Annotated in this window: 14 protein-coding genes; 7 read left to right on the forward strand and 7 right to left on the reverse strand. The window is 53.6% G+C overall.

Annotation, left to right across the window (positions count from 1 at the left end; genetic code table 11):
* The first annotated feature begins 672 nt into the window (after positions 1–672).
* From PGR10_RS04620 to PGR10_RS04635, 4 genes are all read left to right on the forward strand, one after another.
* The gene (locus tag PGR10_RS04620) at positions 673–2,070 is read left to right on the forward strand and encodes a cytochrome ubiquinol oxidase subunit I (protein WP_087859529.1); all 1,398 of its coding nucleotides are present in this window, start codon (positions 673–675) and stop codon (positions 2,068–2,070) included.
* On the forward strand, positions 2,070–3,080 hold the full coding sequence (cydB, locus tag PGR10_RS04625; protein WP_430923036.1) for a cytochrome d ubiquinol oxidase subunit II: 1,011 nt from the start codon (positions 2,070–2,072) through the stop codon (positions 3,078–3,080). Before PGR10_RS04620 ends, cydB begins: the two co-directional genes overlap by 1 nt.
* On the forward strand, positions 3,080–3,205 hold the full coding sequence (locus PGR10_RS04630; RefSeq protein ID WP_087859527.1) for a DUF2474 domain-containing protein: 126 nt from the start codon (positions 3,080–3,082) through the stop codon (positions 3,203–3,205). The genes cydB and PGR10_RS04630 overlap by 1 nt, the downstream gene beginning before the upstream one ends.
* Before the next feature lie 163 nt (positions 3,206–3,368).
* A complete protein-coding gene (locus PGR10_RS04635; RefSeq protein ID WP_087859526.1) occupies positions 3,369–3,605 on the forward strand; it encodes a DUF2554 family protein in 237 nt (78 codons plus the stop codon).
* A gap of 9 nt (positions 3,606–3,614) precedes the next feature.
* Here PGR10_RS04635 and PGR10_RS04640 read toward each other — a convergent pair whose 3' ends face one another.
* Positions 3,615–5,576 (reverse strand): peptidase U32 family protein, encoded by a 1,962-nt coding sequence (locus tag PGR10_RS04640; RefSeq protein WP_271032626.1) that lies wholly within the window; start codon positions 5,574–5,576, stop codon positions 3,615–3,617.
* Positions 5,577–5,808: 232 nt separating this feature from the next.
* The gene (locus PGR10_RS04645) at positions 5,809–6,354 is read right to left on the reverse strand and encodes a helix-turn-helix domain-containing protein (RefSeq protein WP_045414130.1); all 546 of its coding nucleotides are present in this window, start codon (positions 6,352–6,354) and stop codon (positions 5,809–5,811) included.
* Positions 6,355–6,442: 88 nt separating this feature from the next.
* Between PGR10_RS04645 and PGR10_RS04650 the strand changes: the two genes are divergently transcribed.
* Positions 6,443–7,615 carry a benzoate/H(+) symporter BenE family transporter gene (locus PGR10_RS04650; protein ID WP_430923037.1) on the forward strand — a complete coding sequence of 391 codons (1,173 nt, stop codon included), beginning with the start codon at positions 6,443–6,445 and terminating at the stop codon, positions 7,613–7,615.
* On the opposite strand, the gene PGR10_RS04655 is transcribed toward PGR10_RS04650, so the two are convergent.
* Complete coding sequence (locus PGR10_RS04655) at positions 7,592–8,461, reverse strand: helix-turn-helix domain-containing protein (RefSeq protein ID WP_430923039.1); 870 nt, start codon at positions 8,459–8,461, stop codon at positions 7,592–7,594. The two genes, PGR10_RS04650 and PGR10_RS04655, sit on opposite strands and share 24 nt — an antisense overlap.
* Positions 8,462–8,644: 183 nt before the next feature.
* Here PGR10_RS04655 and PGR10_RS04660 point away from each other — a divergent pair, with 183 nt between their 5' ends.
* The gene (locus PGR10_RS04660; protein ID WP_213316169.1) at positions 8,645–9,541 is read left to right on the forward strand and encodes a DMT family transporter; all 897 of its coding nucleotides are present in this window, start codon (positions 8,645–8,647) and stop codon (positions 9,539–9,541) included.
* Positions 9,542–9,586: 45 nt separating this feature from the next.
* Here the strand turns inward: PGR10_RS04660 and PGR10_RS04665 are convergent, their stop codons facing one another.
* Together PGR10_RS04665 and PGR10_RS04670 are read right to left on the reverse strand one after the other, a co-directional pair.
* Positions 9,587–10,255: a DUF3313 domain-containing protein gene (locus PGR10_RS04665; RefSeq protein WP_087859521.1), complete on the reverse strand. Its 669-nt coding sequence runs from the start codon at positions 10,253–10,255 to the stop codon at positions 9,587–9,589.
* A 135-nt stretch (positions 10,256–10,390) separates the two neighbouring features.
* On the reverse strand, positions 10,391–11,983 hold the full coding sequence (locus PGR10_RS04670; RefSeq protein WP_183269070.1) for an ABC transporter substrate-binding protein: 1,593 nt from the start codon (positions 11,981–11,983) through the stop codon (positions 10,391–10,393).
* 112 nt (positions 11,984–12,095) lie between these two features.
* On the opposite strand from PGR10_RS04670, the gene pepT reads away from it, so the two are divergent.
* The gene (pepT, locus tag PGR10_RS04675) at positions 12,096–13,325 is read left to right on the forward strand and encodes a peptidase T (protein ID WP_271032629.1); all 1,230 of its coding nucleotides are present in this window, start codon (positions 12,096–12,098) and stop codon (positions 13,323–13,325) included.
* On the opposite strand, the gene tehB is transcribed toward pepT, so the two are convergent.
* Positions 13,322–13,918 (reverse strand): tellurite resistance methyltransferase TehB, encoded by a 597-nt coding sequence (gene tehB, locus PGR10_RS04680; protein ID WP_087859516.1) that lies wholly within the window; start codon positions 13,916–13,918, stop codon positions 13,322–13,324. The two genes, pepT and tehB, sit on opposite strands and share 4 nt — an antisense overlap.
* A 2-nt stretch (positions 13,919–13,920) precedes the next feature.
* The gene (gene tehA, locus PGR10_RS04685) at positions 13,921–14,919 is read right to left on the reverse strand and encodes a dicarboxylate transporter/tellurite-resistance protein TehA (protein ID WP_430923040.1); all 999 of its coding nucleotides are present in this window, start codon (positions 14,917–14,919) and stop codon (positions 13,921–13,923) included.
* Between the last annotated feature and the right edge of the window lie 98 nt (positions 14,920–15,017).

The raw sequence follows: 15,017 nt of genomic DNA on the forward strand, positions 1-15,017 counted from the left end.
AAATATTATCCGAGCCAGAACGTCATGAGGCATATCCATTAAACGCACGGTGTATCAATGCAAAACCCAATCGTTTGAACGTTGATATGCGTTGTTTCTCATGTTGTGAACCAACGATTAAAAAAGCTCGCTAACCTCGCATGAGATAAATTCATCACGCATCTAAAAATGAAGTGATTTCATGCTGAGGATAATAATAACTCAAATCATCAGATAGACTCCGCCGCCCACAGCAAGCCAAAAAATAGTCATTATCAACAATGAGATAAGTAAACTTCGCAGTCCTTTCTTTGACAAACCGTCTCCCTTTTTTCATCAACTTAATATATAAAACTACAATGAATAACCAATTCACATAATAAATATGGATATTTAAAAAGCAAACCCTGCAGCTAAACTCAGCACCGTTACAGGCTAGCAGAATAATTAATGAAATACAGCGCAAGCAATAAGGAAAATCGTAAACAAAAATGTGAAGTATCACAGGAATAAATTCACAATACGTAATTTATTATTTATAGTGACATGAGAATTGACTTCACAAATATGAAACAGAGATAGAAAGAATAACAATCCGCAACTGTTATCATAAAAAAGCGCTTTTCTGCCTCTGCTATCACTCCCCGCCACCCCTTAAAATTGCGCTGAATCAATTTTGTTGTGGAGTCCTGCATGTTCGGTCTTGATGCATTTCATCTGGCGCGGATCCAATTCGCCTTTACCGTCTCATTTCATATCATCTTTCCCGCGATCACCATCGGTCTTGCCAGCTACCTGGCGGTACTTGAAGGATTGTGGTTAAAAACAAAAAATCCTGTCTGGCGCTCGCTATATCATTTCTGGTCGAAAATCTTTGCCGTCAACTTTGGTATGGGGGTGGTCTCGGGGCTGGTTATGGCCTACCAGTTCGGCACCAACTGGAGTGGTTTCTCGCAGTTCGCAGGCAGCATTACCGGCCCGCTGCTAACTTATGAAGTTCTTACCGCCTTCTTCCTTGAGGCAGGTTTCCTTGGCGTGATGTTATTTGGCTGGAACCGCGTCGGCCCCGGCCTGCATTTTTTCGCCACCTGCATGGTGGCGCTGGGCACCATCATTTCCACGTTCTGGATCCTGGCCTCAAACAGCTGGATGCAAACGCCGCAAGGTTTTGAAATCGTTAACGGCCAGGTGGTACCCGTTGACTGGTTGGCCGTTATCTTTAATCCCTCTTTCCCCTACCGCTTATTCCATATGTCCGTTGCTGCGTTTCTTAGCAGCGCGTTATTCGTGGGCGCCTCCGCCGCATGGCATTTGCTTCGTGGCAACCGAACGCCTGCTATCCGCGCGATGTTCTCTATGGCGCTATGGATGACGCTGCTTGTCGCCCCCATTCAGGCATTAATCGGCGATATGCATGGGCTTAACACCCTGAAACATCAACCAGCGAAAATTGCCGCTATCGAAGGCCACTGGGAAAATCCGCCCGGCGAACCGACGCCGCTGCTGCTGTTCGGCTGGCCGGACATGCAACAAGAACGTACCCGCTACGGGCTGGAGATACCTGCCCTCGGCAGTCTGATCCTCACCCACAGCCTCGATAAACAGGTGCCGGCGCTGAAGGAATTCGCCCCGCAAGATCGCCCTAACTCAACCATTGTCTTCTGGTCATTTCGTCTGATGGCGGGCCTGGGAATGCTGATGATTCTGCTTGGCGTCATTGCCCTATGGCTGCGCTATCGCCAGCGTTTGTATACCTCAAAACCATTCCTGCGCTTCGCGTTATGGATGGGGCCTTCCGGACTAATTGCGATTCTGGCTGGCTGGGTGACCACCGAAGTCGGCCGCCAGCCGTGGGTGGTCTACGGCGTACAGCGCACTTCCGAGGCCGTATCAGCTCACGGCGATCTGCATATGACCATTAGCCTGCTGGCCTTTATTGCCGTCTACAGCTCGGTATTCGGTGTTGGCTATAGCTATATGCTGCGCCTGATCCGCAAAGGGCCGCAAGAGCAGGTACCTGTGCCATCAGGAACGCCCGCGCGTCCGCTTTCTGCCGTTACGGATGGTTTTCAGCACAAGGAGTCCCGCTAATGGGTATTGATTTATCGGTTATTTGGTTTGTTATCATCGTGTTCGCCACCCTGATGTACATCGTCATGGACGGTTTCGACTTAGGGATCGGGATACTATTTGCCGCCGTACGCGGCGGTGAAGAGCGCGACGTGATGGTTAACAGCGTCGCACCGGTATGGGATGGCAATGAAACCTGGCTGGTGCTTGGCGGCGCAGGCCTCTTCGGCGCTTTTCCGCTGGCCTATGCGGTGATTATCGACGCGCTGTCGGTGCCGCTCACCCTGATGCTGATCGGGCTTATCTTTCGCGGCGTGGCCTTTGAGTTTCGCTTCAAAGCCACCCCCTCGCACCGCCCTTTCTGGGATAAGGCTTTTCTGGGCGGATCGCTACTGGCGACATTCACCCAGGGCATGGTCGTCGGCGCGGTCATTCATGGTTTTCCGGTCAGCGGTCGCAGCTTTAACGGCGGAATGTGGGATTGGCTCACGCCATTTACCCTATTCTGCGGTCTCGGCCTCACCGTAGCCTACGCGTTGCTGGGCGCCAGTTGGCTGGTAATGAAAAGCGAGAATCCGCTGCAGAATACCATGCGCAGAATTTCACGCCTTCTGCTGCTGGCCTTACTGATAGTGATAGCGGCGATTAGTCTGTGGACGCCGCTCTCTCAACCGGCGATCGCCGAGCGCTGGTTTAGCCTGCCGAATCTGGTTTACCTGCTGCCGGTACCGCTGCTGGTTATCGCCATCAGCGCCTGGCTATGGCGCACGCTTGGGCAACGCGACGGTCATTGCCTGCCGTTCGTGTTGACCCTGGGGCTCGTTTTTCTTGGGTTTAGCGGACTTGGGATCAGCATTTGGCCGAATATTATCCCGCCGGGGATCACGTTGTGGCAGGCCGCGGCGCCGCCGCAAAGCCAGGGCTTTATGCTGGTTGGCGCGCTACTGATTATTCCCGTCATTCTTGGTTATACCTTCTGGAGCTACTACGTCTTCCGCGGCAAAGTTCAACCTGGCGAGGGATATCACTGATGGAGAGATCATGGATAAAACGGCTGTTATGGCTGGCGGCCATATGGGGAGCTAGCGTGCTGGCGCTGGGCGCCATCAGCATGATTTTCCGTCTGCTGATGAACGCCGCCGGGCTTCGCGCCTGAAAAAAATCTATTCCCTGGCCTGGCGCTTATCGCGTCAGGCTTTTTTTTCATCTTTCTTCAGCCTTGCCTGACAAAGCCTTGCGCTTCTTTGATAACCAGGCAGAAAAACCAATATTAAATCAATCATATTAATCATGCGTTATTTATTGATATGGAAAATGATATGTGGCGGAGAGGAATAGCGGCAGTGGTGCTGATGTGCGGATTATTCTCCGGGCATCTGCTCGCCCAACGTCAGGGGCATGATTATTTCCCGGTGCAAAGCCTCGAACAGCAGTTACTGCACGAGGCTGATTGCGATGAGCTACGCAGCCGGGCTGAGGATACCGCCAGCTCGCTGCGCGAGCATCACCACCGGCAGTATGCGCGCAAAGCAAAGGCGCATAACTGTCCGCCGTGAGAACGGCCCTTACGCGCCTTTACGCTTGGGCAACGTTTTCATCAGCTCGTCAGGACTGACGGAGGCGACGATACTGCCCGGATGCGGCATCTTGAGGATGTGATTTTTGATTTTACCCACCACGTGCATTTCGCATGGACGGCAATCAAATTTCAGCGTTAACACTTCGTCACCATGGATCAGCTGCATCGGCGTCGCCTTCCAGCTCTTTATCGAACCTTTGGCCTGCTTCGGACACAGGTTGAAGGCGAATCGCAGGCAATGCTTGGTGATCATCACCGGCACGTCGCCTTTCTCTTCATGAGCTTCATACGCCGCATCGATCAGCTGAACGCCATAGCGCTGGTAGAAAGCGCGCGCTTTGTGGTTATAAACGTTCGCCAGGAACGACAAATGCGTTTCCGGATACACCGGCGGCGGTACGGAGACCGGTTTACGCGTACCGCGCTGCCAGGCATCGAGACGCGCCCGATCGAGCATCTCTGCCGTTTCGCGGCGCAGTTGGTTGAGCATACTGTTCGGTACAAACAGCGCCGGTAGATTAATCTGCACATCACGCGGGTAGTAAATGGTCTGGCCGAGCTTCGCCACGCCATCTCGTAAATTGGCCAGCGCTTTTTCCGCCTGGGTCGCTTCGGCGAATTCACCATCCAGTGTATGCGTGACGCTGACGCCGTCTTCGCAGGTCATGGTCAGCACCAGTTGTTCCTGCCAGCCGCTCAGCACGATATCAACCGCAATGCGGCGCTCGCTGGAAGTTTTCAGTAGCGCCTGCTGCCAGTTATGATCGAGGTTACGATTAAGCGCCTCATGCGGACGTACTTTATGCAGGTCGGCCGGCATTTCGTTTGGCCAGACGCGATAACGATTTTCCCCCGTTTTCTCCACCGTATTGGCGCGGAAGCCGACAACTTCACGTTTGATCATCACATTGAGGCCGTCGCCGTTAGTCAACGCGTCGGTCACTTCGACATCGAGATAATCTTTTCCGACTTTTAATACTTCGCCTACCGGCAGGCCGATAAATTTCGGCGAATCAAACGCGCCGATATCGCCCTTACGCGCGTTAACAAAATAGTCGGTGCTGCCGCGATGGAACGTTTTATCGGTCGACGGCACGAAGAAGTGTTCGGTGCGCCCGGCGGAAGAACGCGCGAGATCGCCGCGGTCTTCAATAATACGATCCAGCATCTGACGATAGTGAGCGGTGATATTTTTCACATAACTCATATCCTTATAACGCCCTTCAATCTTAAAGGAGCGCACGCCGGCGTCGATCAATGCCGCCAGGTTGGCAGTCTGATCGTTATCTTTCATCGACAATAAATGTTTTTCATAGGCCACGACGCGCCCCTGATCGTCTTTCAGGGTGTAAGGCAGGCGGCAAGCCTGAGAGCAGTCGCCGCGGTTGGCGCTACGTCCGGTTTGCGCATGAGAAATATAGCACTGACCGGAATAGGCTACGCATAAGGCGCCGTGAATAAAGAACTCGATAGTCGCGTCGGTATTGTCGTAGATCGCTTTAATTTGATCGAGGTTGAGTTCGCGGGCCAGAACAATCTGGCTGAAGCCTGCATCAGAGAGAAACTTAGCCTTCTCGACGCTGCGAATATCGCACTGGGTGCTCGCGTGCAGCTCAATCGGCGGCAGATCCAGCTCCATAATCCCCATATCCTGCACGATCAGCGCATCAACGCCGGTCTCGTACAGATCGGTAATCAGCCGTTGCGCGGGTTCCAGTTCATCATCATGAAGAATGGTATTCAGCGTCACAAACACCTTCGCGCCAAAGCGATGCGCAAAAGGCACCAGGTTGGCGATATCGCTCAGGCTATTGCTGGCATTATGCCGCGCGCCGAAGCCCGGCCCGCCGATATAGACCGCGTCGGCGCCGTGTAAAATCGCTTCACGGGCGATCCCGGCATCGCGGGCAGGACTAAGAAGTTCAAGATGATGGTTTTGCAGGCGCATACGCTCGTCGTTATCCGTTATAGGGGTCGAAATGGCGGCTATTGTAGTCAGAACTGGGCGCAGACGAAAACATTTTCCGCCGCGCCCACACAGCGAATTTGCAGAAATCGGCAAAGCATTGAAGAAAAAGCTATTTCTCATGAAAACCCGGCAAGGTTACAGTGGCTGCGTATTCCGGATTTTCCTCGTCACGTTGTGAATTTTAGTCTCAGTCATCTTGATTGGCCGCGGATTAATCCGCGGCTTTTTCTTTTGGATAATGAATCAGTGAATGAAAGTGCGCCGTCTGCGCGCCGCTATTGCGGTAAGCGTGCGTCAGGTCGCCGGCAAAGCGCCGCCCTTCTCCCGCCTGCAATGAATGCCACTGCCCCTGCAGACATAAATCCAGCGTACCGCTAATGACCACGACATGTTCAATGACGCCGGTCTCATGCGGCGTCGATTCGCTCAGTGCGCCGGGGGCGAGGGTAATCGAAAAATGGTCAAAACGCAGTTCAGGATCCCATGGGAAGATGGGCGTCACCACCATCGCCTGCTGCTGTGGGTCGAAGGCGGCGGGCGCAGCCGTCTCATCGGCAACGATGAACGTCGAAAACGCCACATTGAGGCCAGTGGCTATCTTCCACAACGTCGCGACCGTTGGACTGGATTCATTACGTTCAATTTGCCCGAGCATCGCTTTCGATACCCCGGTTTCTTCCGCCAGCCGCGACAAACTCCAGCCGCGCTGCTGACGCAGGCTTTTCAGCGTCGTTGCCAGATGTTGCGCAATATTCATGGATGGCTCCTCATCATTTTCTTGATATTACCAGTTGTACGCTATAACGCACAATGCTACCTTCGTCGTATGTTATAACGCACAAGAGGTGTTCATGCGCTCCTTTACCCTTCCCATCCCCACGCTGCTCGCGGGATTTGTCGCCGTGCTGGTAGGCTACGCCAGCTCCGCCGCCATCATCTGGCAAGCGGCCGCCGCCGCTGGCGCCGACGCCGGGCAAATAGCTGGCTGGATGACCGCCCTTGGCCTGGCGATGGGCGTCAGCACGCTGGTATTAACGCTATGGCGGAAAGTCCCCATCCTCACCGCGTGGTCAACTCCAGGCGCGGCTTTACTGGTCAGTGGATTACAGGGAACGACGCTGGCGCAGGCGGTGGGAATATTTGTCTTCGCCAACGCCCTGATTCTGCTATGCGGCGTGACGGGACTGTTTGCCCGCCTCATGAAGATCATTCCGCATTCGCTGGCGGCGGCAATGCTGGCGGGGATCCTACTGCGTTTTGGTCTGCAGGCATTTGGCAGTTTGCAGGATAATCTCCCGCTATGCGGCGGGATGTTCGCCGCCTGGCTGTTATGCAAAGCGCTCTACCCACGTTTTGCGGTCGTTGCGGCGTTAGCGGCGGGCGGGATCATCGCCCTGCTAACCGGCGCGCTGTCGCCAGTGGCAAACGATATGGTTTTTGTTGCTCCGCAGTGGATTACGCCGCAGTTCACCCCTTCGCTACTGCTCAGCGTCGGTGTACCGTTTTTCCTTGTCACCATGGCGTCACAGAACGCGCCCGGCCTGGCGACCATTCAGGCATCAGGATATCGGGTTCCGGTCTCGCCGCTAATCGTATTTACCGGCGCGCTGGCGCTGCTATTCTCACCATTTGGCGTCTATTCCGTGTGCATCGCCGCCATTACCGCCGCCATCTGCCAAAGCCCGGATGCGCATCCGGATGCGGATAAGCGCTGGCTCGCCGCAGCGGCGGCCGGTGTGTTTTATCTGTTGGCGGGGCTATTTGGCGGTTCGATAACCGCGCTAATGGCGGCGCTGCCGCCGGTGTGGATCCAGATGCTGGCGGGGCTGGCATTGTTAGGAACCATTAGCGGCAGCCTCTATCAGGCGCTGGGGCATGAAAACGAGCGCGACGCCGCAGTAGTAACATTTTTAGTCACCGCCAGCGGTGTTAGCCTTGCAGGCGTCGGCTCGGCCTTTTGGGGGCTGGTCCTCGGCGGTATCAGCTATATGCTGTTAACCACGCTGCGCCGCGCGTAGCTGGCTTGGCGTAAGACCCGTGGCGCTCTTAACCCGGTGGCTAAAATGGCTGGCGGAGCTAAACCCGCAGGCCAGCGCTATCTCGGTCAACGGCCGTTGGGTGTGGCAAATCAGATGTTGCGCCTTGATCATCCGCCGCTGCATCACATACTGGTGCGGCGCCATATTCATTGACTGGCGGAACATCCGCGCAAAATGGTATTCGCTAAGCGAAGCCTGGGCGGCAAGGTCGGCGAGCGTAAGCGGCTGCTCGAGGTGCTCCTCAATCCACGCCAACAGATTACGCAACAGATGCGGCGCCAGGCCACCGGTAACCGTCGGCATGCGCCACTGGACGTTCGAATAGTTTTGAATCAGATGCGTTAACAGCAGCGTACTGGCCGAGCTTAACAGTAATTGATTAGCCTGCTGGCGCCAGTCGTTATCGAGCAGAAACTGACGATAAACCGCGGTAATTTTGTCATCGCTGGCGAAGGTTTTTTCCTGCAAGGTGAAAGACGCCGGGCTGCGGTCCCAAATTTGCTCGCCGACGCGGCGCAGGTGCTCATCGGTGCAATAGAGATGAACGAACGAAAGATCGCCGCGAATATCCCAGGTGCTTTCGTCCCCCTTTGGCATCAGACAAAAACGATCCGGCCCGCCGCCGTTCCTCCAGCCGTAGGGCGTTTTTTGGTAGCTTTCGTAACCATCGGCGACATACAGGCTCAACGTGTGGTGGTCGCTGCGCACCGTGATCCGGTCAAGGTCGTTGTACCACGCGGCAAGCTGGATCCCGGAATTGAGTTCTACGGTCCCCCGCAGCACCGCATTTTGTTGTTGTAATGTTTCGAACGTCCCGTATGCCATAGCCTTCACATCGTTTTTAATCCGCAGACCTCTAGTCTATGAATTGTCATCACCGCTTACCAGCATTGACCATGAGCTTGTGAAAAATAAGCGCAAGATTTTGCAAGTCAGCAACAAAACGGTGACAGCGCTTTGCCAGGAAAAATCGCACACTTACGCCAGGCATATTAAAGGAGAGACATTTTGAACGCATTACTCTACGGGCTGGTGGTGGTTATCTGGGGTACCACATGGATTGCTATCTTTTTACAACAAGGGCCCGTCGCCGCGCCGGTATCGATTTTCTGGCGCTTTGCCGTCGCCAGCGTCACTATGCTGACAATTTTGCTGATTACCCGCCGCCTGCGCCCGCTGGCAATGCGCGATCATCTGTTTTGCATGCTGCAAGGCTGCTGCGTCTTTTGCTTTAACTTCTGGTGTTTTTATACCGCCGCGGCGCATATCAATACCGGTCTTGAGTCGGTCATCTTTTCGATGGCGGTCTTATTTAACGCGATCAATAGTTTTATTTTCTTCCGCCAGCAGCCACCGGGGCGCTTTTGGCTGGCTGCGGCGCTGGGGCTCGCAGGAATTGTCACCCTTTTCTGGGACGATCTCCTCGCCAATGGTCTAAACGCGTCGCTGCTGTGGGGAATTGGCCTGAGCGCCCTGGGAACGTACGGTTTTTCATTAGGCAACATGTTGAGTATTCGCCACCAGCGCCGCGGGCTTGAGACATTAACCACCAATAGTTGGGCCATGTTTTACGGCACCCTGGTGATGGGGGCGATCGCGCTGCTGCGCGGCGATAATTTTACGCCACAGTGGACCTGGAGTTATATGGGCGCCCTGCTGTATCTGGCGTTGTTCGGTTCGGTTATCGCGTTCGGCGCTTATTTCACTCTGGTAGGCCGTATTGGGGCCAGCAAAGCGGCCTATAGCACGCTGCTTTTCCCGCTGGTGGCATTAACTATCTCCACCTTCTACGAAGGTTACGTCTGGCATAGCAATGCGGTGATAGGTCTGGCGTTAATACTGGTAGGAAATCTGGTGATGTTCGCCCGCCCCGAACAGCTGTTTTTGCGCCGCCGGCTGGCCTAATAATAAGCCCGTCAGGCATCGTGCCAGACGGGCTTAACGCATCAATTACTTCTGTGACGGATCGAATTTCACCGCGTCGATCGCCATATCATCAATCACCTGTTTCAACGTATCAGCGGTCAGCGGCGTGCTCTCATTAGACAGCGTTTTGCCTTCGCCCTTACGTACAACTTTAATAACCGGTTTATTGGTCTTCGCGTCGATCAGTTCGCCTTCGAAGTAGAGATTCGTGTCCATCGTGCGATGGCCGGTTGCCGCCTGGGTACCCGCGACAATCATCGCCACCGGGATCACTTCATAGAACTGCAGACCTTCTTTACTGGTATCAACACCGGTGATTGCGCCGCGGAAAATCAAGCTGCGCGGGCCAGCCGTAGTCGCCAACGGTTTACGTTCGCTGATGGCCTGTTTCATCTGCTTGTTGGTGTAATTGAGGATGTCCTGCAGCGCTTTCTCCCCTACCTGAGTCGTTGGTTTCGGCACCGGGTAGTAGGTGATTGGACGGTAGACAACATTGTCGTAATTGCTCGGATTGTAGTCCGGGGAGATCCAGCGCAGCTCTGGTTTGCCGGAAGCCGAGGTAGTCTCTTTTAACTTAGAGTAATCTTTTAAGAACCCGGAATACTGATTCGGTTGCGCCAGTTTGGATGCACAACCGGTTAATGCCAGTAGCCCGGCCAGAGCGGCTACTTTAAATAACGTTTTCGTACGCATGGATGATCCCTGTAAATGCAGTTTGTCGGCAAGATTTATAACAAATTCCCACGCTAAGTTTTGTGACAAAAAAGGTGGTCCGTCAACTCCTTGAAAAAAATAAATCCGCCAACGCGGCGGATTTATTTATGGTGTTTATTTTACGTCCACTTGATAAAAAATATGTTTACCAAACGGGTCGATTTCATACCCGGTCACCGATTTACTTACCGGCTCAAAAATAGTTGAGTGCGCAATCATCACGGCCGGCATTTGATCGTGCATCATCTGCTGCGCCTGTTTATACAAAGCTTCTCGTTGTGGCCTGTCGGTGATGGTTTTGGCTTCGGCGATAATTTTATCAAACGGCGCGTAGCACCATTTCGCCGAATTAGAACCGCCGTTGGCCGACTGGCAGGTAAATAATGGGCCAAAGAAGTTATCCGGGTCGCCGGTCGCGGTGGTCCAGCCCATCAACGCCGCCTGATGCTCGCCGTCTTTCACCCGCTTAAGGTATTCGCCCCATTCATAGGTGGTGATTTTGGTCTGCACGCCGATTTTAGCCCAGTCGGCCTGGATCATTTCCGCCATCCGTTTCGCATTCGGGTTATAGGGACGCTGAACCGGCATCGCCCACAGGTCGATGGTGATGGGACCCTTCACGCCGGATTCACGCAGCAGCACTTTGGCTTTTTCCAGATCCCAACTGTAGTCCTGCAGATCGGCATCTGCACTCCAGACGCCAGGCGGCAGCAGATTTTTCGCTACCGTACCAGTGCCGTGGAACACCGCGTCAATAATTGCCGGTTTGTTGATAGCCATAGCCAATGCCTGGCGTACCTTAACGTTATCCAGCGGCGCTTTCTGCGTGTTGAAGGCAAGGAACCCGGTATTAAGCCCGGCTTTGCTCATCAGATTGATCTGCGGATTCTCTTTCATCCGCGGTAAATCGGCGGGATTAGGGAATGGCATGACCTGACACTCATTTTTCTCGAGTTTAGCGTAACGCACCGAGGCATCAGGCGTAATACTAAATACTAGACGATCGATTTTCGCTTTTCCCTGCCAGTAATCAGGGAATGCGGTAAACAAAATCCGCGAATCTTTTTGGTATTGCGCCAGCTTAAATGGCCCGGTACCGATGGGATCCATATCAACGCGCTGCGGGGTTCCGGCTTTCAGCATCGCATCGGCATATTCCGCAGAGAGGATTGAAGCAAAATACCAGCCGAGATCAGCGACAAAAGGCGCCTCGGGGTGCGCGAGGGTAAAACGCACCGTATATTCATCCGGTTTATCAATTGCGGTAATTAACGAACCAAACTCCAGGCTTTCAAAATTGGAGTAGTTGCCATTAGAGACGTTATGATAAGGGTTATTCGGATCCTTTTGCCGCATAAAGGAAAAAATAACGTCATCGGCATTAAAATCACGGGTCGGTTTAAAATACTTATTACTTTGGAATTTAACGCCCTTGCGTAAGTGGAAAGTATAAACTTTGCCATCGTCGCTCACCTCCCAGCTTTCCGCCAGGCTGGGCTGCAATTCCGTGGTGCCAACTTTAAAGTCCACCAGCCGGTTATATATCGGTACCGCGCTGGCATCGACGCTGGTCCCGGAAGTATAAAGCTGCGGATTAAAGTTTTCCGGCGAGCCTTCAGAGCAATAAACCAGTGTTTTCGCATTCACAGCGGAACTCACCGCTAATGCCGCTATCGTCAGAGCTATTGAAGTAAATGTGCGTTGCATGCGTTTCCCTTTTCATTTTTTGACTAATGAATAGCTTTTTGTTTTATTGCCCATAGATAACACTAAAGCCAGATTGCAAACACCCGAAATAATAAATTAAGAAGGAAACACTATGGCCTCGCCCTTAACCAGACAATTAACCCAGCGCTTCTTTCGCTATCTGGCTATCACCAGCCAAAGCGATCCACGAGCAACCACGTTACCCACGACGCCCGGACAACATCAGATGGCGCAGGCGTTAGCCGACGAGCTACGTCAGTTTGGCCTTGACGATATCGTTGTCGACGAGCACGCGACCGTGACGGCGGTTAAAAAAGGCACCGTCCCCGGTGCGCCGCGGATCGGCTTTATCACGCATATTGATACCGTTGATGTCGGACTGTCGCCGGATATTCATCCACAAATCCTGCGATTTACTGGCGAAGATCTCTGCCTTAACCCGGAACAGCAAATCTGGCTGCGGGTTGACGAGCATCCGGAAATTCTGGCCTACCGTGATGAAGAGATTATTTTCAGCGACGGCACCAGCGTACTGGGCGCCGATAACAAAGCAGCGGTGACCGTTGTCATGACTCTGCTGGAAAACCTGACCGCCGAACATAAGCATGGCGATATCGTCGTGGCGTTCGTCCCGGATGAAGAAGTGGGTCTTCGCGGGGCAAAAGCGCTGGATCTCTCGCGTTTTGCCGTCGATTTTGCCTGGACCATCGACTGCTGCGAACTGGGCGAGATCGTTTATGAAAACTTCAACGCAGCCTCCGCGGAGATACGGTTTACCGGCGTCACGGCGCACCCAATGTCCGCCAAAGGCGTATTAGTTAACCCGCTGTTAATGGCTACCGACTTTATGAGCCATTTCGACCGCCGGCAGACGCCGGAGCACACCGCCGGGCGCGAAGGCTACGTGTGGTTTAATGGTATTCATGGCGATCAGAACAGCACGCGCTTGCAGGCTAATATTCGCGATTTCGATCTGGACAGCTTTAACCGACGCAAACAACAGATTGGCGAAGTGGCAGAGAAAATCGCCGCCCAGTACCCCACTGCCAGGGTTGAATTCACGATAAGCGATACTTACAGCAATATCAGCAACGCCATTGGCGAAGACCGCCGGGCTATTGACCTGATGTTCACCGCGATGGAAAGCCTCGGTATAACGCCAAAACCCACGCCGATGCGCGGCGGTACCGACGGCGCAGCGTTATCGGCAAAGGGGCTGCTGACGCCGAACTTCTTCACCGGCGCGCATAATTTCCATTCGAAATTCGAATTTTTGCCGCTGCGCGCCTTTGAGGCCTCCTATCTAACCGCCCTGCAGCTGTGCCTGCTGGCGGCGGATTAAGCCGGTTTACGCGCCAGCATCGTGGCGAAGCGTAGCTTGATGCGGTTGCCGCTGGCGTCGGTGCGGTGCAATTCGCCGACATCTTCGTTGTACTTGAGGAACTGCCAGCCAGCATAATAGTCGCGCAGTTCTTCAGGTTTGAAGGCGAACGGGAAACCCACGGTACAAGGGTAATCTTCGGTATCCATGGCTGCCACAATCAGGTTATAGCCGCCAGGCTTCGTGCAGCGCTGCATGTTGGCGATAAGACCAGGGATGGTTTTGGCTTCCAGGAACATCATCACCACGGTAGAAAGAATAAAATCATACTCGTCATCAAAACTCAGCGTATTCAGATCCTTAATCGCCGTCTGCAGGTTTTCCAGCCCTTCTGCCTGACGAATGGTCTCCAGATTATCGATACTCATGGGATTCTTATCCCACGCGGTGACGTTGTAACCTTTCGCCGCCAGATACAGGCTGTTGCGACCATTGCCGCAGCCGAGGTCAAGCGTTTGGCCCGGCTGCATCAGCGAGGCGGCATACACCACTTCTGAGTGGGTGCGCGTGAGGCCATATTTTTCTGTAAAGTAGTTTTCGTCACGAGTCGTCATGATTAATCCTTGTTTGGCAATAAAGTGGCACGGTCTACGCGAATTAACAGTTTACCCCGCACCAGCAGAAGAAAGGTACGCAGCAGCAGCAGGCCGATAATCAGGTTGCTAAAAATAAATAAGGGGATCGCCAGCGTATGGAAAAAACCGTGCGGCTGACCGTGCCCCAGATGCAGGCCGGTGGTCGCCAGTGCGGAAATCCCGAACGAGAAGCTCCAGAATGAAGCATTAAACGGCTGCTGCAGATACCACGGCATCAGGCGCAGCATAAATAGCAACTGCAACAGCCCGTAACCAAATAACATTTTGGCAAACGTATCACCGTCGCCGCCATTGACGCTGAGCCACGCGCTACAGGCCACCAGAGCAGGCGCCAGCTGGATACCCAACGATGTCCGCAATGCCGCCGGTAGCTCGCCGTTGCTGCGCAAACGCTGTAGGATTACCGGCTCCAGGCTGAGCCAGGAGAAGACGCCGGCGCCGAGAAACACCAGTCCGGCATCGCTGAATCCCAGCGCGCCGCAGGCCATGGCGCTGATAAAATTGTTGGCGACAGTCGGCAGATATAAACCGGGCGTCGTCGCCTCTCCCGGATGTTTACCCCGCCACAGCCCGGCGCTCTGCCAGGCCGCATAGCATAGCTGCAGCACTACCCCGATAATAAATAACCCCAATGATAACGCTCGGTACCAGGGGACAAAGCCGATTGCCACCAACAGCGTTGTCGCCGGAAGCAAACTGACAAAACTGCTGGCCACTGGATGACGCATCTCCTGTAGCACGCTCCACGGGAAACGGATGGCCCGTGCAATAAACGCTATCATTAATAGTGCCCAAATAATCGTCGCCAGCACCACCAACGCATCGCCAATAATCCTGCTCACCGGCCAGATGGTACTGGCATAGCGCCAGGCGAATCCCATGCCAATAATTCCCAGCACTATACCAAAATAGCCAGCCGGTAGATTCAGCACCCGGTCGCTTACTGCGTTTTTATTCATTTTATTTAAACTTTCAATTTAATTTTAAGTTGCATTTTAAAGGAACCTTATAAAACGCGCTACGGAGATTTTTGCTATGTTTATGTTAACCAACGGTA

Origin of the sequence: Klebsiella sp. 141198, assembly GCF_050600785.1 — a bacterium.
GTDB lineage: Bacteria > Pseudomonadota > Gammaproteobacteria > Enterobacterales > Enterobacteriaceae > Klebsiella > Klebsiella aerogenes.